Source organism: Arthrobacter koreensis (assembly GCF_009193255.1).
GTDB lineage: Bacteria > Actinomycetota > Actinomycetes > Actinomycetales > Micrococcaceae > Arthrobacter_B > Arthrobacter_B koreensis.
Map to the genome: position 1 here is coordinate 1,032,132 of NZ_WACG01000001.1, position 23,874 is coordinate 1,056,005.

23 protein-coding genes are annotated in these 23,874 nt (G+C 65.5%); 11 read left to right on the plus strand and 12 right to left on the minus strand.

What is annotated here, in order from left to right; genetic code table 11:
• Nucleotides 1–30: 30 nt before the first annotated feature.
• Together GD628_RS04895 and GD628_RS04900 are read right to left on the minus strand one after the other, a co-directional pair.
• Complete coding sequence (locus GD628_RS04895) at nucleotides 31–747, minus strand: NADPH-dependent F420 reductase (protein ID WP_152273976.1); 717 nt, start codon at nucleotides 745–747, stop codon at nucleotides 31–33.
• Nucleotides 748–828: 81 nt separating this feature from the next.
• The gene (locus GD628_RS04900; protein ID WP_152273977.1) at nucleotides 829–1,524 is read right to left on the minus strand and encodes an NADPH-dependent F420 reductase; all 696 of its coding nucleotides are present in this window, start codon (nucleotides 1,522–1,524) and stop codon (nucleotides 829–831) included.
• 210 nt (nucleotides 1,525–1,734) lie between these two features.
• Here GD628_RS04900 and GD628_RS04905 point away from each other — a divergent pair, with 210 nt between their 5' ends.
• Nucleotides 1,735–2,946: a DUF8173 domain-containing protein gene (locus GD628_RS04905; protein ID WP_152273978.1), complete on the plus strand. Its 1,212-nt coding sequence runs from the start codon at nucleotides 1,735–1,737 to the stop codon at nucleotides 2,944–2,946.
• Nucleotides 2,947–2,974: 28 nt separating this feature from the next.
• On the opposite strand, the gene GD628_RS04910 is transcribed toward GD628_RS04905, so the two are convergent.
• The 6 genes from GD628_RS04910 to GD628_RS04935 form a co-directional block, all read right to left on the minus strand.
• Nucleotides 2,975–3,199, minus strand: a complete 225-nt coding sequence (locus tag GD628_RS04910) for a hypothetical protein (RefSeq protein WP_152273979.1) — start codon at nucleotides 3,197–3,199, stop codon at nucleotides 2,975–2,977.
• A 12-nt stretch (nucleotides 3,200–3,211) separates the two neighbouring features.
• A complete protein-coding gene (locus GD628_RS04915) occupies nucleotides 3,212–4,081 on the minus strand; it encodes a metal ABC transporter permease (protein ID WP_152274231.1) in 870 nt (289 codons plus the stop codon).
• 35 nt (nucleotides 4,082–4,116) lie between these two features.
• Nucleotides 4,117–4,905 carry a metal ABC transporter ATP-binding protein gene (locus GD628_RS04920; protein WP_152273980.1) on the minus strand — a complete coding sequence of 263 codons (789 nt, stop codon included), beginning with the start codon at nucleotides 4,903–4,905 and terminating at the stop codon, nucleotides 4,117–4,119.
• Nucleotides 4,898–5,821: a metal ABC transporter substrate-binding protein gene (locus tag GD628_RS04925; protein WP_152273981.1), complete on the minus strand. Its 924-nt coding sequence runs from the start codon at nucleotides 5,819–5,821 to the stop codon at nucleotides 4,898–4,900. The genes GD628_RS04920 and GD628_RS04925 overlap by 8 nt, the downstream gene beginning before the upstream one ends.
• A gap of 121 nt (nucleotides 5,822–5,942) precedes the next feature.
• Nucleotides 5,943–7,301, minus strand: coding sequence for a hypothetical protein (locus GD628_RS04930; RefSeq protein ID WP_152273982.1), 1,359 nt, complete (start codon nucleotides 7,299–7,301; stop codon nucleotides 5,943–5,945).
• A 91-nt stretch (nucleotides 7,302–7,392) separates the two neighbouring features.
• The gene (locus tag GD628_RS04935) at nucleotides 7,393–8,127 is read right to left on the minus strand and encodes a helix-turn-helix transcriptional regulator (protein WP_152273983.1); all 735 of its coding nucleotides are present in this window, start codon (nucleotides 8,125–8,127) and stop codon (nucleotides 7,393–7,395) included.
• A gap of 215 nt (nucleotides 8,128–8,342) precedes the next feature.
• Here GD628_RS04935 and cynS point away from each other — a divergent pair, with 215 nt between their 5' ends.
• Together cynS and GD628_RS04945 are read left to right on the plus strand one after the other, a co-directional pair.
• On the plus strand, nucleotides 8,343–8,795 hold the full coding sequence (gene cynS, locus GD628_RS04940) for a cyanase (protein WP_091601176.1): 453 nt from the start codon (nucleotides 8,343–8,345) through the stop codon (nucleotides 8,793–8,795).
• A 10-nt stretch (nucleotides 8,796–8,805) separates the two neighbouring features.
• On the plus strand, nucleotides 8,806–9,633 hold the full coding sequence (locus GD628_RS04945; protein ID WP_091601174.1) for a formate/nitrite transporter family protein: 828 nt from the start codon (nucleotides 8,806–8,808) through the stop codon (nucleotides 9,631–9,633).
• A gap of 1,282 nt (nucleotides 9,634–10,915) precedes the next feature.
• Here GD628_RS04945 and GD628_RS04950 read toward each other — a convergent pair.
• Nucleotides 10,916–11,629: an alpha/beta fold hydrolase gene (locus GD628_RS04950; RefSeq protein ID WP_152273984.1), complete on the minus strand. Its 714-nt coding sequence runs from the start codon at nucleotides 11,627–11,629 to the stop codon at nucleotides 10,916–10,918.
• A 70-nt stretch (nucleotides 11,630–11,699) separates the two neighbouring features.
• Here GD628_RS04950 and GD628_RS04955 point away from each other — a divergent pair, with 70 nt between their 5' ends.
• On the plus strand, nucleotides 11,700–12,392 hold the full coding sequence (locus GD628_RS04955) for a helix-turn-helix transcriptional regulator (protein WP_152273985.1): 693 nt from the start codon (nucleotides 11,700–11,702) through the stop codon (nucleotides 12,390–12,392).
• Nucleotides 12,393–12,554: 162 nt separating this feature from the next.
• On the plus strand, nucleotides 12,555–13,688 hold the full coding sequence (locus GD628_RS04960; protein WP_152273986.1) for a baeRF2 domain-containing protein: 1,134 nt from the start codon (nucleotides 12,555–12,557) through the stop codon (nucleotides 13,686–13,688).
• A 45-nt stretch (nucleotides 13,689–13,733) separates the two neighbouring features.
• Here GD628_RS04960 and GD628_RS04965 read toward each other — a convergent pair whose 3' ends face one another.
• Together GD628_RS04965 and GD628_RS04970 are read right to left on the minus strand one after the other, a co-directional pair.
• The gene (locus tag GD628_RS04965; RefSeq protein WP_152273987.1) at nucleotides 13,734–14,540 is read right to left on the minus strand and encodes a PIG-L deacetylase family protein; all 807 of its coding nucleotides are present in this window, start codon (nucleotides 14,538–14,540) and stop codon (nucleotides 13,734–13,736) included.
• Nucleotides 14,541–14,620: 80 nt separating this feature from the next.
• On the minus strand, nucleotides 14,621–14,746 hold the full coding sequence (locus GD628_RS04970) for a YegP family protein (protein ID WP_152273988.1): 126 nt from the start codon (nucleotides 14,744–14,746) through the stop codon (nucleotides 14,621–14,623).
• A gap of 188 nt (nucleotides 14,747–14,934) precedes the next feature.
• On the opposite strand from GD628_RS04970, the gene GD628_RS16455 reads away from it, so the two are divergent.
• The 4 genes from GD628_RS16455 (at nucleotide 14,935) to GD628_RS04990 (ending at nucleotide 19,690) form a co-directional block, all read left to right on the plus strand.
• Nucleotides 14,935–15,507, plus strand: coding sequence for a hypothetical protein (locus tag GD628_RS16455; RefSeq protein WP_193313194.1), 573 nt, complete (start codon nucleotides 14,935–14,937; stop codon nucleotides 15,505–15,507).
• Nucleotides 15,508–15,511: 4 nt separating this feature from the next.
• The gene (locus GD628_RS04980; RefSeq protein ID WP_152273989.1) at nucleotides 15,512–16,198 is read left to right on the plus strand and encodes an ABC transporter ATP-binding protein; all 687 of its coding nucleotides are present in this window, start codon (nucleotides 15,512–15,514) and stop codon (nucleotides 16,196–16,198) included.
• A 3-nt stretch (nucleotides 16,199–16,201) separates the two neighbouring features.
• Entirely contained in the window at nucleotides 16,202–17,746 is a 1,545-nt protein-coding gene (locus GD628_RS04985) for a DUF6297 family protein (protein ID WP_152273990.1), read from the plus strand.
• A gap of 612 nt (nucleotides 17,747–18,358) precedes the next feature.
• Nucleotides 18,359–19,690, plus strand: a complete 1,332-nt coding sequence (locus GD628_RS04990; protein ID WP_193313195.1) for a hypothetical protein — start codon at nucleotides 18,359–18,361, stop codon at nucleotides 19,688–19,690.
• A 219-nt stretch (nucleotides 19,691–19,909) separates the two neighbouring features.
• Here GD628_RS04990 and GD628_RS04995 read toward each other — a convergent pair whose 3' ends face one another.
• A complete protein-coding gene (locus GD628_RS04995) occupies nucleotides 19,910–21,430 on the minus strand; it encodes an SNIPE associated domain-containing protein (RefSeq protein ID WP_193313196.1) in 1,521 nt (506 codons plus the stop codon).
• 265 nt (nucleotides 21,431–21,695) lie between these two features.
• On the opposite strand from GD628_RS04995, the gene GD628_RS05000 reads away from it, so the two are divergent.
• A complete protein-coding gene (locus tag GD628_RS05000; protein ID WP_152273993.1) occupies nucleotides 21,696–23,186 on the plus strand; it encodes a fumarylacetoacetate hydrolase family protein in 1,491 nt (496 codons plus the stop codon).
• Nucleotides 23,183–23,860, plus strand: a complete 678-nt coding sequence (locus tag GD628_RS05005; protein ID WP_152273994.1) for a GntR family transcriptional regulator — start codon at nucleotides 23,183–23,185, stop codon at nucleotides 23,858–23,860. Before GD628_RS05000 ends, GD628_RS05005 begins: the two co-directional genes overlap by 4 nt.
• The last annotated feature ends 14 nt before the right edge of the window (nucleotides 23,861–23,874 follow it).

The window sequence follows — 23,874 nt, forward strand, 5'->3', positions numbered from 1 at the left end:
CGTCCATCCGCTGCAGGTCCGGCGCGGGACCTAGAACCGGCGCTCTGCCACGTTCACCCGGGTGGCGGCGTCGAGCGCTGACTGGACCTGGTCCGCCGGAGTCGGGCCGGGAGGCGTGTCCATGAGCTGGTCGTCGGACACGGTGGGGTCGGAGAAGTAGACCCGTCCGTAGGCCGGGGTTTCGGGTTCGAACCGCCAGCTTTCGGCGAGCGTCCCGGCGTCCACCGCGTCGAAACCGATTGCGCTGAGGATGGCTTCCGCTTCGGCCTTGGCGGCGGCGTCGTCGCCCGCGATGGGCAGGGCGGAACGGTCTGCGGCGCCTTCAGGCCGGGCGAGCGCGGGGATGTGCGCGGCCGTAATGTTGTTGAAGACCTTCACGTACTCCGCGGTGCCGAGCTGACCCCGCACCATCTCGCTGCTGGTGACCGTGCTGGTGACAAGTTCCTCGATGCGTCCGTCCCGGGAAGGATAGTAGTTGCTGGTATCCAGCACCAGCTTGCCGGCCAGCAGGCCCTCGGGCAGGTCCTTCACGGCCTTGAGCGGGATTGAAAGCACGACGGCGTCGCCCAGGTTCGCTGCCTCTTCCACCGTTCCGGCCCTGGCCAGCGGGCCCAGCTCCGCCACCAGCTCCTGCAGGGATTCCGGGCCGCGGGAGTTCGCGACGACCACGTTCATGTCCGCCGCGACGGCCAGCCGGGCCACGGCCGATCCGATGTTTCCGCTTCCGATGATTCCCAGTGTCGCCATGAGCACGTCCCTTCAGTGGTGGTTGTGGTGTGTGCAAGCAACGGCCGGTGCACGGAAATTCCCGGTATCCGCAGCCGGGCCTCAGGCCACGGGCGCGGTTGCTCCCGCGAGTTCGCGCAGTTCCGCTGCAGTGAGCCGGGCACCGAACGCGGGGCCGCCGGGCTGCAGGAAGGCGGTCCCGGCCAGGGAATCCACCGGAACCGGGTCATAGCCGATGCGGTCCACGAGGTCGGAAACCAGGGCGACGGCGGCGGAATCCTCTCCGGCCACGGCCAGGCCCCGGCGTTCCGGATGGCCTGCGGGGCGGCGGTCCGGTTCCAGGTGGTGGTAGCCGGTGTGGCTAAAGGTCTTCACGACGGCGGCACCGGGGAACATTTCCTGCACCACTTCGGAGGACGGGCGGTCCCCGGCCGCGAAGGCGGGGATCTCGCCGTCCACCGGCGGCCAGTAGTTCATGGTGTCGATGACCACGCGGCCGGCCAGCAGGGCGGGATCGATGGTCTTCAGCCGGTGCAGGGGCAGGGCCAGGACCACGATGTCAGCGTCAGCAACGGCGTCGTGGGTCCACTTCGGTTCGGCGCCGGGGGTGACGAAGTCGATCATCAGTTCCAGCCGGGCGGGGTTCCCGGAAGCACTGAGTGACACCCGGTAGCCGGATTCAAGCAGCGAGCGGGCGATGGCGGTGCCCGCCTTGCCCGCGCCGATCACGGCTATGTGCAGTGACTCCGGGGCGGCAGGTGTGGAGGACTGGTCATTCGTGGCCTGAAGAGGGGTCATGCCATCGCTAACACAGCCCGGCGCACGGGCATTCCCCCTGGTATCCAAGCCCACAGCGGGCGACAGACCCGGGAACTATTTGCGGCGCCGTCTTTACAGCGCCCTCCGCCGGCGTGACCATGGGCCCATGGCCTCTGTGCCGTGATGCCTGCCACCGCTGCCAGGATCAGAACCGCTGTGTTCGTCTGCAGATACCTGAAAGGCAACGCAATGAGACCTCCTTCATCCCAGAGGCGGGTTCTTCCCGCAGTGCTGGCCGCCCTGCTCCTGCTGCTCCTGACCGGCACCGGCGCCTTTGCCTCGGCCCCCAAGTCACTGACGGCTGCACCCTACGGGGACAATGACGGTTCGGGTCCCCAGTTCTACAGCGGGCTGAACGTCAATGTGAGCGACGACGTGTCCGGGGACGTGTACGCGTCCGGCCAGCGGATCACCATTTCCGGCAATGTCACGGGCGATGTCATCGCCGCGGGCCAGAACATCAACATCACCGGAAACGTGGACGGCAACGTGCGCCTGGCCGGGCAGGATGTGACGATCAGCGGGGAAGTGTCCCGCAGCGGCACCATTTTCGCCTCGACCGTCGACGTCACGGACACCGGCTCCTTCGGCGATGACCTGGTGGGTGCCGCGGGGGACATCGACATCGCCGGCGAGGTTGGCAGAGACGTCGCGGTGGGCGTCGGTGACCTCACGATCGACGGGACAGTGGGCGGCAACGTCACCTACAACTCTTCAAACGAAGCGGACATTGCCGACGGCGCGGTCAGCGGCACCACTGAGCAGATTGTTCCCCAGCCCAATGAGGAACCGACTGCCGGTGAAAAATTCGCAGGATGGCTGCTCGGCCTGCTCTACGCGCTGGTTGCCCTCAGCCTGATCACCGCCGCGGCGGGCTGGCTCCTCCCCCGCCTGCTGCACCGGGTGACGGACCAGCTGATCCCCCGGCCCTGGAAAGCGCTGCTTGTGGGCTTCGTGGCGTTCATTGTTGTTCCGCTGGTGCTGCTCCTGCTGTTGTTCACCGTCATAGGAGCGCCGCTGGCCCTGACTGCCCTGCTGGTCTGGCTCACGCTGATGCTCGCCACGTTCGTCTTCGGCGCCTACTACATTGGCCGGCTGATCTTCCGCGACCGCCGGCATCCTGTGATCATGGCGCTCGTCGGCGGGGTGATTCTCATTGTGGCGCTGCAGATCCCGTGGCTGAACGTCCTGGTCTGGTTCGCCATGGTGTTCTTCGGCCTGGGCGCACAGCTGCTGGCTCTTTACGAGAAGCGTCCGTGGCGCCGCGAACTGCGCGCAGCCGGCAGCCCGGGCACGGGTCCGGCGGGTACAACCGGGTACGACGGCGGACAGCCCCCGCCGCCGGTCCAGCCACCTCCCGTGCAGCCTCCGCCGGTGCAGCCTCCACCTCCGCCGCAGTAGGCCGGGCAGCAGACCCAGGGAAGGCGGGCTACCGCGGCTCCGGCGCAGGCTCCTGCCAGCCGCCGCGGTGGGTCATGGACGGCGGCGCCGGCTCCGGTGCCCGCCAGATGACTATCAGCAGCGTGGCAACCGGACCGAGCAGGATGGAAACGAGGAACCAGACCCAGCGTGAGCGGTTCTTCTGTTCGGCCAGGCCCGCGTTGATCACGGCCAGCGTGAACCAGAAGGTGCTTTGGGTTACATAGTTGTCCATCGGGACACCCAATCACACCTGGGCCTCCGCCGCTGCGCCGCGCTGCACGCGGAACTGAACCGTTCGGATAAGCGGGCGAATGGCTGCCAGGAGGCCATAGAGGCTCACGGACAACATGGTGATGACCGCCCCCGGCGAAAAGGAATGGAAGTAGGTGACGGAAAGCCCGGTCACACAGACGGTTCCGCCCAGACCCATCGCCAGCCCCATGGTTCGCCGGAATGAAACAGTAAGCAGTTGAGCCACGGCGACCGGAACAATCATCAGCGCGGAAACCAGGAGCACCCCCACCACCCGCATCGAAATGGCCACCGTCAGGGCGGCAGTCACCGCCACCAGGATGTTCAGTACGCGGACGGGCAGGCCGCTGGCCCGCGCGAATTCCTCGTCATGGCAGAGTGCAAAAAGAGCGGGCCGCAGGCCCAGCCCCACTCCGAGAATCAAAGCGGCAAGCCCGGCGGTCAGCCACACATCCAGCCCGTCAACCGTGGAGATGGAACCGAAAAGATACCCCGTGAGGTTGGCTGAGGTCCCGCCGGCGGCACCGATCAGAAGCACGCCGCCGGCAATCCCCCCGTAGAAAAGCAGGGCAAGGGCTACGTCCGCACTGCTCGTGCCCCTGCTGCGGACGTATTCAATGAGCAGTGCCCCGGCCACCGAGGCCAGGACCGCCCCCGGAACCGCCCACGCCTCCACGTTGGCACTGCCCGCTGCGGCGCCGGCGAGCCAGCCCATAGCCACGCCGGTAAGTGCCACGTGACCAATGCCGTCGCCCAGGAGGGCCAGCCGCCTCTGGACCAGGTAGGTTCCGATCACCGGCGCCGCGGTTCCGACAAGGACGGCAATGACCAGTGCCCGCTGCATCAGCGGGCTGACGATCATGGCCCCAAGGGTGTCCCAGAATTCTGTCCCCACAGTCACCGCCGTACGCCCGGTCCGTGTACCGGGTACCCGTTGAATACGGTTCCCGGCAGCGCATCCGGGTGGTGATGGCCCGGTTCAGCCGGCTGGTGTACGGGAGGAGGCCCGTCCTGGACTATCTGTCCCTGGGCAAGGGTGACGGCTCGTCCAATCAGCGGGCGCAGCTCGGCCAGCTCGTGCAGGACCACGATGATGGTGGTTCCGGCGCGGTGCAGCCGCTGCAGGCTGGCGGCAAGGGCCGTCTTGGAGGCTTGGTCGATGCCGGAGAGCGGTTCATCGATGACGAGCAGGTCCGGCTGGCGGATGAGTGCCCGGGCAATGAGGACGCGCTGCTGCTGTCCGCCCGAGAAAAGGTGCACGCTGTCCCTTGCCCGCTCGGCGAGTCCCATTTCCGCCAGGGCGTCCCGGACCTGCCTGCGGCTGCCGGGCTCCGGGCGGAGGCGCCGGTTGGTGAGCAGGCCGGATGCAACCACCTCTTCGGCGGTTGCAGACATGGAGGGGCTGGAGCTGACACGCTGCGGGACGTACCCGATGCGTGGCCAGGGAACGGACCGGCGTGCGCTGACGTCCGTTCCAAACAGTTCCACCCTCCCGGAAGCCAGCGGTGTAAGCCCGATGAGAGCCTTGACCAGCGTGGTTTTGCCCGAGCCATTGGCCCCCAGCAGGGCCAGGGCCTGTCCGCGCGGTACCTGCAGGTCTATCCCGCGAAGGACCGGTCCTGTTCCGAGGTCGACTCGAACGTCCTCAGCACGGACAACGGAGGGAACAGCGGAATGGCTACTCACAACCGAGAGCCTCCTGAAGGGCGGAGAGGTTGCTGCGCATCACTGAGAGGTAGTCGGTACCGGGGTCGGCAAGGGATTCGAGTGGGTCCAGGACGGCGGTCCGGATCCCCAGGTCTGCTGCGATGGTCTCGGCCACTTTCGGATTCACGAGAGACTCGGTGAAGATCGTCGTCACGTCGCTGCCCTCGATCACCCGCTGGATCTTGGCCACCCTGGCAGGCGCAGGTTCCGCTTCGGGATCAATCCCGGCAATCCCGGCCTGCTCAAGGCCGTAGCGGCTGGCCAGGTATCCGTACGCTTCGTGGGATACAACGATGGTCCGTCGCTGGCACGCGGCCAGCCCGGCGGTGTACTGCTCGTCTAGTAACTCCAGGTCCTGTATGAGTTCTTCGGCGTTTTCGGTGTACGCCGAAGCGTGTTCCGGATCGATGTCGCTCAGCGTGGCCCGCACCTGCTCGGTCACGGCCGCCAAGCGGAGGGGATCAAGCCAGAAGTGCGGATCGGCAGCGCTGTGCGCCGATCCGGCGCTGAGGCTGGTTCCGTCACTTGCCTGCAGGTCAGCCGTCCCGGCGACGTCGAGTGCGTGCTCGGGACCGGTCTGCTGCACCGCCGCGTCGACTGCCGGCTGGAAACCGGAGGCATACACAACGAGGGAAGCGGCAGCCAGGTCGCTGACCATCGCCGGGGAAAGTTCAAGGTTGTGGGGTTCCGCACCCGGTGGTGTCAGCGAGCTGACGTCGACGGCGTCCCCTCCCACCGCCTGCACCACGAACTGCAGCGGATAGAAGGACGCAAGGGCATCCAGGGATGCACTGCCGTCGGCAGCTGCTCCGTTGCCGATGGCAGTGCATCCGGACAGGAGCATTGCCGACAACGTGACGGGCAAGATGAGTGAACGACGCAGACGGGACGTCATCGAATTCCTAACAGTGGTCGGTAGTGTTCCCGGCGGTCCCGGTATGTCCGGGGCCGCCGGGAACAGGTCCGGACGCGGTGATGGTCAGCCTGCTGCCCGGCCCGCGATGCGGCTTTCGGTCTTAGCTTTCGGCGTGATCATGCCCGGCGTGGTCATGCCCAGCGTGGTCCTCCTCATCGCGGGCAGCGGTCTCCGGGTCACCGGTCACGACGGCAAGCTCCAGAGGTGTCTCGGGCAGGTCGAAGCTGTCCAGGACGGCACCCGCTTCGACGTCGATGACGTGCAGTTTTTTCGCCGCGGCATCAGTCACGTAGGCGAAGCCGTCGGCGCCAACCTTGACCACGGGACCGGGCTGCTGCCATTCCTCCGGTTCTTCCCAGGGCTCCACGACGTCAATCTCGTGGATGACGGCGCCGGTGTCCGCGTCCAGGATGTTCAGCTGCCCGTCGTAGGTCAGAACCAGGGCTTCGCCGTCGGCACCGCGGGCGAGGGAACGGAACCAGTACGCGGATCCGAGATCCACGGTGGTGACCGAGTCGGTCAGGGTATTGAAAAGGCCGATGCGGGTGGGGCGCTCTTTCTCAGCATCCGGGTCGGTTTTGTAATCCCCGAGGATGACGGTTGAGTCATCGTGGCCGAAAAGGTTGCCGGAGCGCTGGTAGTCCTCTTCGACGGCTACCTTGTGGAACGCTCCGTCACGGTAGATGACTGGACCGTTTTCGCAGCCCAGCGCTACGACGTCGCCGGTGGCCGTGGGCTTGGCGGCCGCTTCCCCGTGGACTCCGGGGCAGTCCGTGGTTTCGGCAACGAGGTCTCCCGATGGGGAGAGCACCTGCACGGTGTTGCGCGCGTCGGCGGTGCCCTGGGTGAGGAGCAGGTCTCCGCTGCTCAGGGGCACGGCCACTCCGTGGTGGGCCGTCTCGGTGGAGAACTTCTCGATCTCATCGTCGCTGATCTCTCCGTCGTGGATGTCGTGGGAGTCCACAACGGTTATGGCTCCGGTGCCGTCGGAGAACAGTGCCGTCTTGCCGTCGTGAATCACCACGTGACCCGGTTCCGGGGCCTCCATGGTCTGCTCAGTGAGGCGGGGATCGCTCACGAAGTAGTGGTTGTGGTCGCCGTGTCCCTGAACCACCAGGCCGGTGTCGAAGAGGCTGAAGCCCGTTCCTCCGCTCACCATGACGTGGCGGCCGTCTCCGGCGTTGTTGACCCGGAGGAAGCCGTCCATCTCGGTGGTGTCCAGGACCTCGCCGGACTCTGTGTCCAGGGTGAGAACCCCGCCGTCGTAGGTCAGCACGGCCCGTGGTGCCAGGGCAGAGACTTCGGTTTGGCCTTCAGCCCCGGTAAATCCATCCGCGGATCCGGAACCGGCGTTCTCGCTGGCCGTGGACCCCGGTGGAGGAGTAGTTGAACAGGCCGATAGCAGGAGCGCTGCGGCAATAGCTGTGGACAGAGCGACGGATGATTTCGAAGTGAACATGCCGAGAGCTTATGTGAGAATGAGTCTCAATAGCAATAAGGGGTCGGTGCAGGTTCGCAATGTTGCGACACCCACCGGGGCGCGCCCCGGCCTACACCGGAGCCAACGACGCCGGCACCTGGCTGGGCGCGCAGCCGAACCGCTGGCGGAACGCGCGGGCAAACGTGCCGGGGTCCAGGAACCCGGAGGCAAAGCACGCTGTCTGCACCGCGTGGCCCCGCCCGAGCAGAGCCCGGGCATGCTCCAGCCGCACCCGGCGGATTTCGGCCGCCGGAGAGGTTCCGGCCTCGGCGAAGAGCGCCTGCACCGAGCGGACCGAGAGATGCGCTGAGGCGGCGAGCTCCGCCGTCGTGAACTGCGGGTCAGTGAACCTGCTGCTGATGGTGCGGCACAGCGACTCGCGCAGTTCGGCGCGGGCCTGTGCCGGGGACGTGCGCGGTCCCGGCCCGCGGCTCCGCAGTTCCCGGACAATCTGCGCTTCGGCACGCGGCTCGGGACTGAAACTCAGCAGGGTGGCGTGCCCGTCTGAAATGCTGCGCGTGGACCAGCGGACCGGGCGGGCATCCCCGGCCCGGGTGACGAAGCATTCGGTGGCGGGTGCGGAACCGGCGGAACCGACAATCGGACATTCGTGCTCCGGATACGGCGTTCCGTCCGGGCGGCTGCGGTGCAGCAGTTCGTGGCTGGGCCCGCCAACGACGTCGTTCTCTTTGCGGTAGCCCAGGAACCGGATCGCTTCGAGGTTGGCCAGGGCCACCAGCCCCTGTGAATCGATAAGCCACAGCGGAACGGGTGCCTCGCGCACCACCTCGGCCAGCAGATCCATGCCCTCACCTCTCCTGGACGCAGCGTTTCAGTTCGGTTTCACCGTACGGAGCCCAGCGGCAGCAAAGGTTGCGGCGGTGTTTCACCTGCGTAAAACCCATGGTTCGCTGCGCGAATTGCGCCGCGGGCTGCGCAAAAAGCCTGACGGGCCGGTTCCGGACGCTTCTACGTTGGCCTCAGGGCAAGTGCCTGCAGACCATTCACGAGGAGGCAGAAATGACGAACTGGAACACCACCCGGGACCAGGCAACACTCAAGGTGCGCACCGCCGTCGCCCGGTCGGATTCATCCTGGGCGGAGCTCGCCGAGAAGCTGGACCGGCCGCTGCTGTGGACCATCGCCGCGCTGCTGGGTTCGCACCCGGTACCCGCGGAGCTGGCGGAAAAGGCTGGTGAGCTGCTGGACCTCGATGAGGAGACCGTGCTCGCGCTGCAGGAGCAGCCGTACCGGATTGCCGGGGATTCGCTGAAGGATGACCCCACGATCTACCGCTTCTACGAACTGCTGGCGGTCTACGGCCCGGCACTGAAGGAAGCCATCCACGAGGAGTTCGGCGACGGCATCATGAGTGCCATCAACTGCAACGTGGAGCTGACCCGCCGCGAGGATCCGGACGGTGACCGCGTGCGCGTGATCATCGACGGCAAATTCCTGAAGTACCAGTGGTAAGGGGCCGGCCGTGAGCTATGTGATTCCCAAGGACTTCGCGGTCCGGATGATCGACGCCGGACACTCCAAGGTGATGCTCTCCACCCGGGACACGCTGATCCGCAGCTACATGGCCGGCGCCATCCTGGCCCTGGCCGCGGCGTTCGCCGTCACGGTCAGCACGCAGACCGGCTCACCGCTGCTCGGCGCGGTGCTGTTCCCCATCGGCTTCTGCATGCTGTACCTGATGGGCTTTGACCTGCTGACCGGCGTCTTCACCCTGGTGCCGCTGGCCTGGCTGGACCGGCGGCCCGGCGTGACCTGGAAATCCATGCTGCGGAACTGGGGGCTGGTGTTCCTCGGCAACTTCGCCGGTGCGCTGACCACGGCCCTGCTGATGGCGATTGTCTGGACCTACGGTTTCTCCTCCGCGGTGAGCGAGGTGGGCCAGGCGATCGGGCACATTGGCGAGGGACGGACGGTGGGCTATGCGGACCACGGTGCAGCCGGCATGCTCACCCTGTTTGTGCGCGGCGTGCTGTGCAACTGGATGGTGTCCACCGGCGTCGTGGGCGCCATGATGTCCGACAGCGTATCCGGCAAGGTGATCGCCATGTGGATGCCGATCATGCTCTTCTTCTACATGGGCTTTGAGCACTCGGTGGTGAACATGTTCCTGTTCCCGGTGGGCCTGATGCTCGGCGGCGAATTCACGCTGATGGACTACCTGATCTGGAACGAGATCCCCACGGTGCTCGGCAACCTGGTGGGCGGCCTGACATTCGTGGGCCTGATGATCTACGGGACGCACGCCCGCACCGCGCCGGGACGCCAGTTCGCGGCCAAGGTGAAGGTTTAGGTTCAGCGGAACTACGACGGCGGCGGGCCGGCATCCGGGGTTAGCCCGGGTGCCGGCCCGCTCGTGTTGGGTAACGCAAATCTAAGAACTTAGGGGGTTAGCATTAACGGACGGGAATCATGGGGGAATAATTTAATGTCGACTTATCACCGCCGCGGGCACTACAGGCGCGGCCCGAATGGCCAGCAGGTGTGGGTGTCCGCTCACGACGTAACAAGGGGCGGCGGGAAGAAGTATTTTTACACTCCACCAAAACAAGGAATTCAATCCAACAATTCTTCCGTCTCCGCTCCTCGTTCGAGACCCGCACGGTGGGCCGAGCCGAACGCCAGCTGCCCGGTCTGCGGTGCGCCAGTCTACTTCTACCGAAATGAAGCTGGCAGCAAGGTCTACTTCGACGAGATTGGGCCGCCTTGGCCGAAACACCCCTGCATCGACCTATCCGGCCTTACCACCCCGGTGAAGGGCGCCAGTGAAGAGCCCCAGCCAACAGGGCGCGCATCATGGAGCGGTGGAAGTGGATACACTGCCTACACCGTTCACGACTCCGTGTCCGGGGATAAACGGACTCTTCTTCGATTGGAGCGTCTGCATGAGACGGACCGGGTGGAGCTCTGGGATGTCGAAGGCGAGCTAAGACCCCGCCCCGGGCAGCTAATCTTTGCATCCGAGATCTCAATTTCATATTTTGACCGTGGACAAATGTCGGTCATCTACCGCCCGGCCGCCTCTGCCACCACCCCATCGCCCGGTGTCGTCCACCAAACTCCAGATAGCGCCTACGGTTGCGGTGGATTGCTTCTCGTCCTGTTTATTCCGATCTTAACTTGGCTAGTATTCGGTTTCTGGGGTCCCGGAAACCACTCCTTGATAGGGGTCATCGGCGGGACAATCCTCAGTATCATCACGGCGTTAGGCCTCCTTCAGGGATTCGCTCTTCTGGCTCCCCCGGCTGCCAATACTCCTGAACGGCCAGACCACCAAGGGTAGACGTAATTCAAAGCTCCCGACTCGGCGTTATCGGCGACCCGCGCTCATGTCCGCCGGACTGATGTTCTAGCCCTCTCCTGTTTCCTCGAAGACTTCGCAGTGGGGCCGTTCCTAACGGACAGACGCGATGATCTGTAGAAGGTCCAGAGATGCGCCAACAGAGCTCTCCTGCCTTGCGTCATGAGCTGGCACTGAAGAAACGGTGGCCCTAAGACCGTCGGTCTTAGCAGCAACAGGAATCTAGGGTCGCCCCATCGTTAAGGACCGAGCCGGACTCCTCATGCCTCCCCCGTCAGCCGGCCGCAGCAGCAAGAACCTCCGCCAGGTCCCCCGGGCGGCTCCACATCGGCCAGTGCCCGGTGGGCAGGTCCAGAACCTTCATGTCCATGAGCTCCGCGGTTTCGGCAAACATGGGGTGTCCCGACCGGGCCAGCTCCATCATCTGCCCGCCGGGAATGGAGCAGCACACGAGCGTTGTGGGAACCTGACGGCGCGCATCGTTGGACAGTTCGAGCGGCTGGCGCAGCACGGGTCCGGGCTCCGGGACCGCGCGGGTCCGGAAACGGTCGAGGGCCTCCTCGCTCAGGCCCTCCAGACTCGCCTGCTGCCCCAGCGACTCGAAGTCCGGCAGCGGCAGCTCGGCCCCGTCCTCGGGGAAGCCCGGCGCGAAGACGCTGCCCGGGCCCACAGGACCGGAGTCCACCCACACCATCCGGCGGATCAGCTCAGGGTGCCGGTCCAGGACCAGGCTGACGGGGAAGTTCGCGCCGCTGTGCGCGACCAGGGTAACCGGCCTGCCGTGGCGGGTGACGACGTCGGCAATTGCCGCTGCCTGCTCATCGAGGGTCCGTGCCGTGCGGCTGGGGTCTTCCGGGTCGAGGCCCGGCAGGGTCATTGCGGTCGCCGGGACGTTCGCTGCGGCCAGGTCTTTCAGGACTTCGTCCCAGGCCCAGGCGCCCAGCCAGTGGCCGGCGATCAGGATGACGGGGCTCTTCGTAGTGTTCATGTTCCTACCTTCACACCTCCGCTGGGCAGGTGTATGTCACTATTTATGTCATGAATTTTCGAGCAGCCGCATGAAGCGCACCGAGCGGCTTGTAGCCCTGTCCGAGATGCTGCGGCGCAGCGGCAGCCGGGGCTGCTCGGCCGAGAAACTGGCCCGCGAATTCGGCGTCTCCGTCCGCACCGTCAAGCGGGACCTCGACGCCTTGGGAAACAGCGGCGCACCCATCTGGTCCCGCCCCGGCCCCGGCGGCGGCTATGGACTGGCGAGCAGCGGGTCCCTGCCCCCGGTCACCCTGTCCCCGTCCCAGGCGGTGGCGCTGATGGCGGCTGTTTCGGCGGCGTCGGACGCTCCCTATGCGGACCTGGCGGCAGCCGGCGTCCGCAAAATACTGGACGTGCTGGACCCTCGTACCCGCGCCCGGGCCGATGAGCTGGCATCCCGCGTGTGGGTCAATGCCCCGCCCGCGTCCTCCCGCGCGGTCCGGTCCGCGTTGGAGGAAGCAATGGCAGACCAGCGGGTGGTCCGCATCCGCTACACGGCCAAGGACGGCGCGGTGACAACCCGCGACGTCGAGCCCATCCTCTTCGCCTCCACCAGCGGCCGGTGGTTCCTGGTGGGATGGTGCAGGCTGCGGAACGGAATCCGGTGGTTCACCGTTGCCGGCATCGAACGGGCGAGCGTCACTGCGATGGCGTGCACCGGGCACACCGTTGAGGAGGTCGGCGAGCCGCCGGCGAACGCCCGGCCGGTGCACGGCGGCTAGCTCGCTGTTCGGAGGAGAGCACCAGCCGACCACGCTCTGAGAGAGTCCGCGGCAGGGCGGGCAACAGCTGCCCCGGACCTATAAATGCCGCCGACGCCGGTGCTAACGTGGGGCACGGATTGATTCGCTGTGAGGCCGCAGGCCTTGCGGAAGGAGATCGTCATGACCCGGAAACTCCACGAATTTGCTGAGCTTTACCGGCGCAAGGGGCCCTGGTGCGTCGCCTACATAGATGCCTCCGCCGGGAACGTGGACAGCCTGGAAGCAGCCGAGGTCCGCCCGGAGGATGTCAGGAGGGCGCTGGCCAAACAGGGCGCACCGCCGGAGGACCAGGAAGCCGCGGAGACTGCAGTGCTTCCCGCCGAAGGAGTTCCCTCTCCGGTCTCCCGCTACCTCCTCGTCCAGCAGGGCACGGTGGCGTTGAACGAACTCCTGCCCGGAGAACTGGTGCTGCCGGAGCGCATCTCGGTGGACCCGGTTCCCGATCTCCTGCCGCTGCTCAAACACCGTCCTGAGGAACTGCCGTACATCGTCGCGGAAGTCTCCCGCGAGGACGCCGAGATCCGCCTGCTTTTCGTCGGCCGCGAAGTCTCCACCGTCGAGGATGTGGAGGGGGACAAAGAGGACATCACCAAGCTCCCCGCCGGAGGCTGGTCACAGGACAAGTTCCAGCGGCAGACCGAGCAGATCTGGCGGCGCAATGCGGACCAGGTCGCGGAGCAGATCGACCGGATCGTGGACAGCAGCGGGGCCAAACTGATCGTGCTTGCCGGTGACGTCCGGGCGCGGGGACTGGTACAGGACCAGCTCTCCGAAGCCCACAAGCCACTGGTCAGCATGATCGATTCCCACATGCCTGTAGCCGGGGCGGGCCGCAGGAGTTTCGAGGACAAAGTCCAGGAACGCATTGCACTGCTGTGGGCTGAGGAGCAGGAGCAGATTATGGATCGCCTGGCTCAGCAGCAGGGGCAGGCCAACCCGGAATCTGTCACCGGCTTCGGCGCAGTGGTGAACGCCCTCCAGCAGGCCCAGGTGGAGCTTCTGATTCTGAATGACAATGCGCTGGCCGACCATCATGCCCTGGCCCTGGGGGCCGAACCGTGGGTCGCCACCGCTCCGGAACAGTCCCTCGGTGCTGAGGTCCTGGGCCAGGTTCCGGCCCCGGCGGCGCTGGTGCGTGCCGCTGCCCTGACCGACGCCAGTCTGCTGCTGGTGCCCGACGGCGTCCTCCCCCACGGCGTGGACGCTGCCGCACTGCTGCGCTGGCCTACCGGCCCTGGGGCGCCGAAGGGCTGACCTGCTCCTGCGCATCGGTCTGGCGGCGGTTCGTGCCGGGCCCGGTCAGCCCAACCCTTCAAAGACATCACCGAGCACTGGCGCGCCGGGGAGCCTGGGCGGCCAGGCCTGCACCAGCGGTTCGGCGCCGACCATCCGGTTCCAGCGGACGTCCTCCTCCGCGTCCGGTGGCACCCCCGGCGAGATCACGTGGCGCTGCGTCCGGTGCTGCATCAGGCCCGCCACTATCCGGTCCGCCACGGCGCTGACATCAACCTCGATGCCAATCTCCTCGTCCGGCACGGGGCACACGTCATACAGGCGTCCCGCTTCCCACGGCTTCAGCCCGCGCCGAATCCGCCCGCTGTTCCAGCGCTCCCAGGTGGAGCGGCGGACGCAGCCGTGCAGCAGCCGCTGCAGGCCCGGACCGCCTTCGGCACGCAGCCGGGTAAACGCGGCGTCGGTAGCGGCTCCCACCGCAATGTGGTCCGGATGCGCGGTGAGTCCTTCCGGACCAAAGGTGGCAACGACGTCGGGCCGTTCCTGGTCCAGGATTCCGCCGATGCGCTCCACCAGCTCGGCAAACGGAACCCGGTCCACGGCGCCGTCGGCGTAATCAAGCCATTCGTGCCGGTCCGGCGGCCGGCCGTGCGCGGTCCACGCGGCGTCCATTTCCCGGCGGCGGATGCTGCCGAGGTCCTCGCTGACCGGCGGATAAGCCGGATCGATCAGGCCGGCGCCGCCGTCGGTCGCGTGGACCAGGACAAACCGGAAGCCGGGATCGTCCTCGTGCAGGGCCACGGTTCCGGCGAGCCCGTACGCGTCGTCGTCGGGGTGCGCGACGACGAGGGCCAGGACGCGGGAACTACCCATCACGGCACCTGGGTGGCGGCGTCGGGCCGTCAGGTCAGGTCGGTGATCCTTGAGTTGGCGTTGGAGCGGACGGACTCCACTCACTTGAGCGCCGATGCCTTCGACTTATAGCTTTCGGAGGACGCGATGACCTCTCCGTTGCCTGCCTTGAGGCGGAACCTGAATCCGCCGGCTTTGTCCTGATAGACCTCGAATTTCCCTGCCATGACTGCCTCGCTTGGGTTTGCTCCGGTACGTCCCATTCAGCGTTTGCCGGCCGGGCAAGTCAACCCGTCCCGGAAAGTTCACCCGCCGGCCTGCGGGCGGACCGGGACCGGCTCCCTGCGGTAGATTTCGGATCAGCGGGAACAGACTGCGGGAAAGGGCCATGGGGGAATTTGTGTCAACAGGAACAATGCTGCAAATCGCAATAACGGCCGGCGTCACCTTAGCTATCGCCCTTATTTCCTGGTGGGCACGCAAACACCCCAACCGCGCCAAGGACCATCCGGAACGGATCCGCCCGCCCAAAGTGGTGCCGGGAGTCGGATGGCTCTTCATCGCCGTCGGGCTCCTGATGGGTCTGGCGGCCCTGTCCATTGAAAACCCGGACATTGGGATCGTCATCAGTTCCGTGGCCATCTTCCTTGGCGGATTAGCATTCCTGTGGATCTACCGGAAGGTCTATGTGGCGCCGCGCCCATATGAGCTGGCCTTCCGGAAGATCTTTGGGCCGGAGCAGGTGCTCCCCTACAGCGACATTGTTGATTACCGGATGCAGCGGCTGAAAGGACAGCCGTTTCTGTGGGTCAGATTCGCCAATGGCGTCAAATACAGCCTGAACGTCAATGCTTTTAATGTGGCGCCCATGATGCAGGCCATTGATTTTCACCGGGCTACGGGGCGCTGGCCTCTGCCGGTGGATGCGGCCCACCTCCCGCCAGGGAACGTTGCGGCCCGCAACGATCCCAGGCCCCGATTAGATTAGTCCCATGACTTTCCCGGGGGCCGTGCTCGACATTTGCAACCTGTCCGTAGGCTACGGCGGCCTGCCGGTGTGCGGGCCGATCACGGCACGCGCCGAGGCAGGCGAGATCCTCGGCATCGTCGGCTTCAACGGTGCCGGGAAGTCCACCGCCGCCCGCACCATCGCCGGGAAGCAGCAGATGCTTGACGGCGAGGTGCGGGTCCACGGGCTGCCGGTCAACGAGGACGCCATCCCGTTCCGCCGCTCGGTCGCCGCCCTGTTCGACGAGGATGCGTTCTTCCCTTCCCTCTCCCTGCGCGAGCACCTGCAGCTGGTCGCCCGCGGCCACTCGGTCCCGGATCCGGACGCTGCCGTCGACGCCGAACTGGAGTTCTTCGCCCTGCAGGAGCGGGCCGACGCCGTTCCCGCCTCCGTCTCCTCCGGCCAGCGCCGCCGGCTGCTGCTGGCGTCTGCCCTGATCCGGCCGTCGTCGCTGCTGATCCTGGACGAGCCGGAACAGCGTCTGGACCCCGCCATGCGCGAACGCGTCGGCGAACGTCTCCAGGCCTATGCCGCCGACGGCGGGACGGTCCTACTGGTCACGCACGATCCGGCGCTGCTGCTGGCCACTGCGCAGCGGTGCCTGCTGATTGACGACGACGTCCGGGAGATCGCGCCCGAGCGCGCCGCCGCGGAAATCGCCGGACGCTGACCGATGACCACCGAAACCGTCCAGGCCCCTCCTTCCTTCGACCCGGTCCGCTACACCCGGCAGGCCTCGCGGGCCTTTTCCCGCGGCCGGACCCGGTTCCGGGATGCGTTCGTCGACGTGTACACCGCCGTGCTGGCGCTTGGAACCATCGGGGCGCTGGCCGTGGGACTCGTCCTGGCCCTGCGCGATCAGGTGGCGCAGGCCTGGGACGCCGGTTCCGGACGCACCCTGGTGGCGCCGCCGTCGTTCGCCCTGCCCGACGGCACGGCCGCGGCCGTGCTGGTGTTCGCGGCCCTGGTGACGGTGATGAGCGTGGCCCGGAAGTTCGGCCCGGCCTCGGTCAGCGGCCCCGAGGGGTACTGGTGGCTGAGCCTGCCGCTGGACCGGCGCCCCATGGTGACCGGACGCCTGGCTCGCCGGCTGGCGCTGGTGTGGGCGGGCGCCACCGTGCTGTATCTGCCGTTCGGGTTTGTTCTGGATCTTCAGGCCGGCATGGCGGGGCAGCTCCTGACCGCCGGAACGTTCGGGATGGCTGCGGTTTGCGCCGTGCTGCTGGCGGCGTGGCAGCAGACCCGACCGGCTCCGCGGTCGACGGCTGGGCGGCGCCGCGGCCTGCTCCTCGGCCTGCTGGTGCTGGCGCTCCTGAGTCTGGTCACAGTGCGGGTCGCGGCGGGGTCCTGGGCGCTGGCCCTATCGGTCCTGAGCGTCACGTACCCCTCGGGCCTGCTCGTGTTCTCCCGGCTGAATCGGATCCCGGGCCGCGAGCTGATCCGCGGCGGGGCGGTGTCCGGACATGCCGGTGCCGCGGTGTTCCTGATGGATCTCAATGAGGTGGGCCGCGCGCTGTCGGCGGAGCCCGACGGCGTTGCCTCCACCCATGCGGCCCGCTGGTATGCGCGCGGCGGACGGACCCCGTTTGGTGCCCTGCTGCGCGCTGATACAGCGGCGTTCCTGCGGACGCGCGGCTTGTGGGTGCGGCCGGTGCTGGTGCTTCTGCTGTGTGTGGCCCTGCTGCTGGCCGGCGGTGCGCAGCCGCCGCTGGTGCAGCTGGGGATGATTGCTGCTGCGGTGTTTGTGGCGGTTCCGGCGCTGGGTGTGGTGGCCCGGAGGACGGCGATCATGCCGGGGCTGGATCTGCTGCTGCCATTGTCGGTGTCCGTCGTGAAATTAAGCCGGATGGCGCTGCCTGCCGCCGCCCTGGCTCTGTGGACGGCAGTGTTGTGTGCGTTGCTGGTGCTGCTAGACGCGGGCGATCCGTCGCTGATCGCTCTGGGTGCGCTGGCTGGTGTGGGGTTTGGTGCGTCGGCGGTGCGGGGTGCCTACCGGGTCCAGCCCGACTGGACAGCTCCTCCTATCGAAACCCCGTTCGGCCCGGTGCCCCGTGCCCAGGCCGGGTCGATGCTCCGCGGTTTCGACACAACGCTTCTGGCGCTGGTTCCGCTCCTGCTCGGGCTCTTCCTGGGCTATGTGCCCGGAGTGTTGCTGCTGGCGCAGGCTGGGTTTTCGGTGGTGTGTGTGCTTGTGGTGATGTATTCGAGCCCGAACTAGTGGCGTGCAAGCCTTACATGGCGTTTAGGGGTAGGTCTCGGCGGGCTGGGCAGCTAACATGTTCCTGCCGAACGGCGCAGTCATGCCGCTGTCCGATGACAGCGTCGGCCGCCCCCCCCTCCCGCATGACCTTACCGATGCCCCGCCGTGCAACCCGCGAACTACAACGTTACCTAAGAGATGCGCGGAGAGCTGGCCCTAACGATGTTCGCAACGAACCTAGCTAGTGTAATGACATGTAGTGGACAAACGCAGAGTTCCGTCGCATTGCCTAGGGAAGAAAGACTGGTTATAGGGTGACAAGCGGTCGCAAGGCAAAAAAATCGAGAGCCGAGGCGAAATCCTGGGTACACGATCTGAAACGATCAATGGAATCCGCGTCAGCCTTCTCATTATCTGTTCTGGGAAATCCGGGAATCGCGCATTTTTACCTGCCACTTCCAGCCCCCCCTGAAGACGCCGCATCTCTTCCAATATCCGGTTTCTTACGTCCATAATTCGTTCGCCGATGACAGACCCTGCTTCCTTTTAGACTCTAATGGCTCCACCCAGCATGCCTCGCGCCACTACATTCTTTTTCACCAAATAAAAGTACAACGCAAGCTGATCCCTTTGCAGGCCGCCTTCGACATTATGGCCGAAGAAGAAGCTCGATTCAGGGGAACCCCCTTCGTCAAGACTGACGAGCCGCTGGAAGAGTCAGCCCACCTAACGGTTGCGGAAGTGATCGTAGCCCTGGACCCTACGGCTGACGACCCGCTCAGCCAGGCCCTCGATGAAGCCATCGAGCACGTCCGAGAGTTCCAACTTCACTACCACTTGGAGACCCAGGTATGGCTTCGGCGGCTGACCAGACAATCCCTTCCGCAACTCATACCTGTCCTCAGACGCAGCGCAGACGGATCCTCAACTCCCAGCACGACAATGATGCTGGTCCACGAGGGTGGCCCTGATGCTGCAGCCGCTGCCGTGGTCGAAGTTTCGCACGAAAGACTAAATCGTCTGTTGGGCAGATCTACCCACGGACCAGCCGACATCTTCAGGACCTTTGTCGAGATGCGACAAGAGGCACACATCTCCCGCCTGAGTTGCAACTATGCTGCTGCGAGCCTCTTCTGTGGCATCGCAGCGGAAGCTCTCCTGACCGAGCTGGTGTTAATGCTCTTCTGGGAGGAAGACAAGCCGCTGCATGAAGTGGCTGAGCTGTTCGGCTCTAGGGACAATATCTCTAAAGAACTGCTCTCGTCCATCGCCCACAGGCTGCGTGGCGACTGGGACAGGAACGGCAACGGCCCCTTGGGACGCTGGCAAAGAAACGTGGCTGATCTCAGGAACAGAGTGGCCCACCTCGGCGCATCGCCCTCCGAAGAAGAGGTGCAAGCTGCATTCGCCTCAGTTCAAGCACTAGAGGGGTACGTGGGGGACCGACTCCTAGAGGGGCGAAACTTCGTGCGCTACTCACAGACGGTGCGCACCTATCTGAATGAAGATGGTATTGCCCGGCGAAATCGGGCCAAGGCGTGGAGCAAGTTTGCGAGTGGAAACGAGATCTTCCCCGCGCATGCAACCTCGCTGTTCACACTCTGGAAAAATGAGGTAGACCGGATCCGCTACGGCACGTCAGCCCCTAGCTTGGAACGCTCGGTGGTGGTCCTCGTTGCGTATCCAAACGGAGCGCAGCGGTGGTATCTCGTCGACGAAGAGGTGGATCTAGCCTGTGAGATCGCCGAGCCAATACTTGATTCAATCACTCAAGAGACCTTGGAACGAAATATGAGTTTCGATGACTGGGATGTTGTGAGTTGCATGGTTTATCCAACTAAAACAACCCCGCCCGTATCACCTGAATGGCGTCCGAGCTACCACTTTCTTCCCCTGAAAAGCATCCATAGATGGAACCAATGTTTGTGGCGTCCCCCAGTAGACCACCCATCGCTTGATTGAACTCACGGGCTACGACGAGCGAGAACTACGCTCAAAACCAGGCGGCCTGAGCGCTGCAGGGGACGTACACCCCTGCAGCGTGCAAGCCGACTTCCAACTCCCGAACGGCTCTGCTGTCGTGAGGCCGGAAAGGTCCTGCGGCCCATTCGTTAGTTCTGAGGAGCCAGCCAGCGACGGGCGTCGTTGGGACGGCAGTCTTTATCTAGCCAGATTCCACTGCTAGCGGGCGCCGGCGAACTGTCCGGCGTCGCGCAATTCTCTGGAGACTGTGAACTCCTCCGCGGGTGCCTCTTCCTGATACTCCACGAGTTCGACGTGGTGCTCCACGAGGGCCTCGCGCACCTGGGCCGGGCTGGCGTAAAAGTACTCGCGTCGCAGATTCACCAGATTTACACGCTGGCCGGCGAAGTGCTGGTGAAGCATGTTTTCAACACCCACAGCGTCCTTCGAGAAGAAAAGGGCATGCACATCGAACAGGAACGGGACTGAGGCGTCTCCCAGTTCGCGGACCCGCTCCATCGGGTTGAGCCTGCGGGTCATACCGATCTTTACCACGCCTTGGCCAAAGGCTCCGAGGTTTGAGATGACGTATACATACCCGGCGCGAGTGTTCAGGGCGTTGTCCTCGGCGTCGGCCAGCTTGGCCTCAGCTTCCTCTAGCTGTTCCTGGACTCGCTGGACGCCTTCGACGTCGCCCGAGGCCTGGAGTTGGGCCAGCACGGTGGCATAGTGATCGACTTCCTTCTTCTGCTTGGCCTTCAATGCCTCCCATTCGCGCTGCGCCTTGGCTGCTTCACGGGCTTCGGCGCGGGCCTCCGCTTCGATCTGTTTCTGAATCGCCAAGGCCTGCAGGTGGTTAGCAGCGAGGCGGAGTTCCTCCTCGCGCAAACGGTGGTAAGCGTTGGTGACCTGAAGTCCGATCATGGTGCCGCGCTTGGCGATCTGCTCGCGCGCCTTTTCCAACCGAGCCTGGGCCGTAGCAAGATTGCCAGCCTTGACAGTCTTCACGCAGTTCTCTGCTTCGGCGTTGTAGGCTCGCAGCAATAGGGCTGACAGGTCCCGGACGAACTTGTTCCCTTCCCTAGTCGAGTTGTTAAACATGAACCCGGATACCGTGGTGACCGCAGTCTTCTCCCGCAGTTTCTCTTTAATGCGGCTGCGCACCGCAGCCAGTTCGTCAGCAAGCTTAACGGAAGTCTCAGCCGGGTGCTCATAGTCGTAGAACCCCAAGTTGTGCCGGTCAGCAACCTGGCGCACATCGAGCACCTCGTCCCGGACCGCTACAAGCTCCGCGTTTACCGCCGCTAACTCCTTTTCGGCAGTCGAGATGGCCTGGGACAGCTGGGCGTTGTGGCGTTCTCGGCCCATGGTGTCCAGAGCCCCAATTCGCTGCAAGTCCGCGAGCATCTGAGCATTGGCTAGGTATACTTCGTCGGCATAGTGCTTTAGGCCGGTGGCTGGCAGGGGCGGGGCACCCATGCCCGTGCGGTATGTGTTCTCCGCGCTGATCCCGAAACCTTCGGCAGGCGCTCCGAAAGCCTTCCTGTACTGCTTAAGTACATCCAGCAGGATCCACAGCACGCCTCCTCCAACGAGCAGACTCAGTAAAAACGCCTCAGTTGGAAACAACGCCATCAGCACAAGGCAAGCGCAAGCCAGCCCGACGTGGCGACCGAACCCGGCCTGCTTCTTCTTCGGCTGTTCAGGTTCCGGCGCAGGGCCAAACGACAAATTGGACATGATCCCCCCATAGTCACGTGATGATGCTCGAACGGTAGCAGTCGGCACTGACCCCGCTGCAATCCGCACCCCGTCATGCATCAAGATGAGGGCCCAGACCTGGCCTTACATGAGGTCGTCCTCGCACACTAGCGAGCCGCCTGTGAGGTAAGCGCTCCCATACCGGCGGATATGTCCACAAGACGGACCCGCCTCCCCCTTGACGTGACCCACCCCACAGGGCACACTGGATCATATACGATTTCGTACTTGATCCAGGAGTGAGATGTCCACGAGCAGCACCGCCACACCGGAGACACTGGCACAGGCCGGCAAAGTCATCGCCGTCCACATCAACTACCCCAGCCGGGCAGCCGAACGCGGACGCACGCCGGAGCAGCCCTCCTACTTCCTGAAGCCCAGCTCCTCCCTCGCCCTCACCGGCGGCACGGTGGAACGCCCGGCCGGCTGCGAACTGCTCGGCTTCGAAGGCGAAATCGCCCTGATCATCGGCAAGACCGCCCACCGCGTCTCCGTTGAAGACGCCTGGAGCTACGTCGGCGGCGTCACCGCCAGCAACGACCTCGGCGTGTACGACCTCCGCTGGGCAGACAAGGGCTCCAACCTCCGTTCCAAGGGCGGCGACGGCTTCACCCCCGTGGGCCCGGCCATCCTCGACGCCACCACGGTGGACCCCGCAGCCCTGCGGGTGCGCACCTGGGTCAACGGCAAACTCGCCCAGGATGACACCACCGAAGACCTGCTCTTCCCCTTCGCCCAGCTGGTCGCCGACCTCTCCCAGCTCCTCACCCTCGAACCCGGAGACATGATCCTCACCGGCACCCCGGCCGGCGCCTCCGTGGCCGTCCCGGGCGACGTCGTCGAAATTGAAGTGGACTCCCCCTCCACAGGACAGACGACCGGCCGCCTGACCACCGCCGTCACCGAAGGCACGACGCCGCTGGCTCCCTTCGGCGCGCAGCCCAAGATCGATGACAAACAGCGCGAAGAAGCCTGGGGCTCCGCCGAAAAGGCAGGGATCGCGGCAGCCGCGGAGGCAACGCGGGAAGAGGGAAAGATTCTCACCCCGGAACTGAAGGCCAAGCTTGAATCCGTGGCCACCGCCACGCTGAGCTCGCAGATGCGCGCCCGCGGCCTGAACAACGTCTCGATCGACGGCCTCACCGGCACCAAGACCGGCCGCAAGGTAGTGGGCACCGCCCGCACCCTGCGCTACGTCCCCAACCGCGAGGACCTCTTCAAGACCCACGGCGGCGGCTACAACGCGCAGAAGCGCGCCATCGACTCCGTCCGCGAAGGCGAAGTCCTGGTCATGGAAGCCCGCGGCGAAAAGGGCACCGGCACCCTGGGCGACATCCTCGCCCTGCGCGCCCTGCACAACGGCGCTGCAGCCATCATCACCGACGGCGGCGTCCGCGACTACTCCACCGTCGCCAGCTTCGACCTGCCCGTGTACTGCGCCAACCCGCACCCCGCGGTGCTCGGCCGCCGGCACATCCCCTGGGACACGGACATCACCATCGCCTGCGGCGGCTCCACCGTCCAGCCCGGTGACATCATCGTGGCCGACGACGACGGCATCCTGGTCATCCCGCCGGCCATCGCCGAGGAACTGGTGGAAGCCTGCATTAAGCAGGAACACCAGGAAGAGTTCATCGCCGAGATGGTCAAGGCCGGCCACGGCGTCGACGGCCTCTACCCGATGAACGCCGCGTGGAAGGAAAAGTACGAGGCCTGGGCGGCGGAACAGGCGTGAGCACTCAGTCCAAAGACGGGACAGTCAGCAAGGCCGAACAGGCCTACCAGACCGTCCAGTCGAAGATCGCCTCCGGTGAATACGGCCCCGGGTACCGCCTGGTGCTCGGCCGGATCGCCGCGGACCTGGGCTGCTCCGCGGTCCCGGTCCGGGAAGCGATCCGCCGGCTGGAGGCCGAAGGGCTGGTCCGGTTCGAGCGGAACGTCGGCGCCACGGTCACCGGCATCGATCCCACCGAGTATCTCTACACCATGCAGACCCTGAGCCTGGTGGAAGGGTACGCGACGGCGCTCTCCGCACCGCTCGTCACGGCGGAGGACCTGGCACAGGCCAAGGCCATCAACGCCGAGATGCGCGAGTGCCTGGAGCACTTCGACCCGGTCCGCTTCACCGCCCTGAACCGGGACTTCCACTCCGCTCTGTTCACCAACTGCCCTAATCCGCACATCCTGGACCTGGTCCACCGCGGCTGGAATCGGCTGGGCGCCCTGCGCTCCTCCACCTTCAGCTACGTTCCCGGCCGGGCCCAGGATTCGGTGGCCGAGCACGAGCGCCTGCTCGAACTGATCGAGGCAAAGGCCGACGCCGGCACCATCGAGGCCGCGGCCCGCGCCCACCGGATCGCCACCCTCGAGGCCTACCTGAAGCACTCCCCCGCAAGCTCCACCCCATAACCCCAGACCAGACC

Coding starts and splice junctions, on each gene's coding strand:
- GD628_RS04955 (WP_152273985.1), top strand. CDS start 11,700: ATGAAGCGCACCGAGCGGCTTGTAGCCCTGTCCGAGATGCTGCGGCGC.
- GD628_RS04925 (WP_152273981.1), bottom strand. CDS start 5,821: ATGACGTCCCGTCTGCGTCGTTCACTCATCTTGCCCGTCACGTTGTCG.
- GD628_RS04895 (WP_152273976.1), bottom strand. CDS start 747: ATGGCGACACTGGGAATCATCGGAAGCGGAAACATCGGATCGGCCGTG.
- GD628_RS04970 (WP_152273988.1), bottom strand. CDS start 14,746: ATGGCAGGGAAATTCGAGGTCTATCAGGACAAAGCCGGCGGATTCAGG.
- GD628_RS04910 (WP_152273979.1), bottom strand. CDS start 3,199: ATGGACAACTATGTAACCCAAAGCACCTTCTGGTTCACGCTGGCCGTG.
- GD628_RS05000 (WP_152273993.1), top strand. CDS start 21,696: ATGTCCACGAGCAGCACCGCCACACCGGAGACACTGGCACAGGCCGGC.
- GD628_RS04985 (WP_152273990.1), top strand. CDS start 16,202: ATGACCACCGAAACCGTCCAGGCCCCTCCTTCCTTCGACCCGGTCCGC.
- GD628_RS16455 (WP_193313194.1), top strand. CDS start 14,935: ATGCTGCAAATCGCAATAACGGCCGGCGTCACCTTAGCTATCGCCCTT.
- GD628_RS04905 (WP_152273978.1), top strand. CDS start 1,735: ATGAGACCTCCTTCATCCCAGAGGCGGGTTCTTCCCGCAGTGCTGGCC.
- GD628_RS04980 (WP_152273989.1), top strand. CDS start 15,512: ATGACTTTCCCGGGGGCCGTGCTCGACATTTGCAACCTGTCCGTAGGC.
- GD628_RS04960 (WP_152273986.1), top strand. CDS start 12,555: ATGACCCGGAAACTCCACGAATTTGCTGAGCTTTACCGGCGCAAGGGG.
- GD628_RS04935 (WP_152273983.1), bottom strand. CDS start 8,127: ATGGATCTGCTGGCCGAGGTGGTGCGCGAGGCACCCGTTCCGCTGTGG.
- GD628_RS04965 (WP_152273987.1), bottom strand. CDS start 14,540: ATGGGTAGTTCCCGCGTCCTGGCCCTCGTCGTCGCGCACCCCGACGAC.
- GD628_RS04900 (WP_152273977.1), bottom strand. CDS start 1,524: ATGACCCCTCTTCAGGCCACGAATGACCAGTCCTCCACACCTGCCGCC.
- GD628_RS04995 (WP_193313196.1), bottom strand. CDS start 21,430: ATGTCCAATTTGTCGTTTGGCCCTGCGCCGGAACCTGAACAGCCGAAG.
- GD628_RS04915 (WP_152274231.1), bottom strand. CDS start 4,081: ATGATCGTCAGCCCGCTGATGCAGCGGGCACTGGTCATTGCCGTCCTT.
- cynS (WP_091601176.1), top strand. CDS start 8,343: ATGACGAACTGGAACACCACCCGGGACCAGGCAACACTCAAGGTGCGC.
- GD628_RS04930 (WP_152273982.1), bottom strand. CDS start 7,301: ATGTTCACTTCGAAATCATCCGTCGCTCTGTCCACAGCTATTGCCGCA.
- GD628_RS04950 (WP_152273984.1), bottom strand. CDS start 11,629: ATGAACACTACGAAGAGCCCCGTCATCCTGATCGCCGGCCACTGGCTG.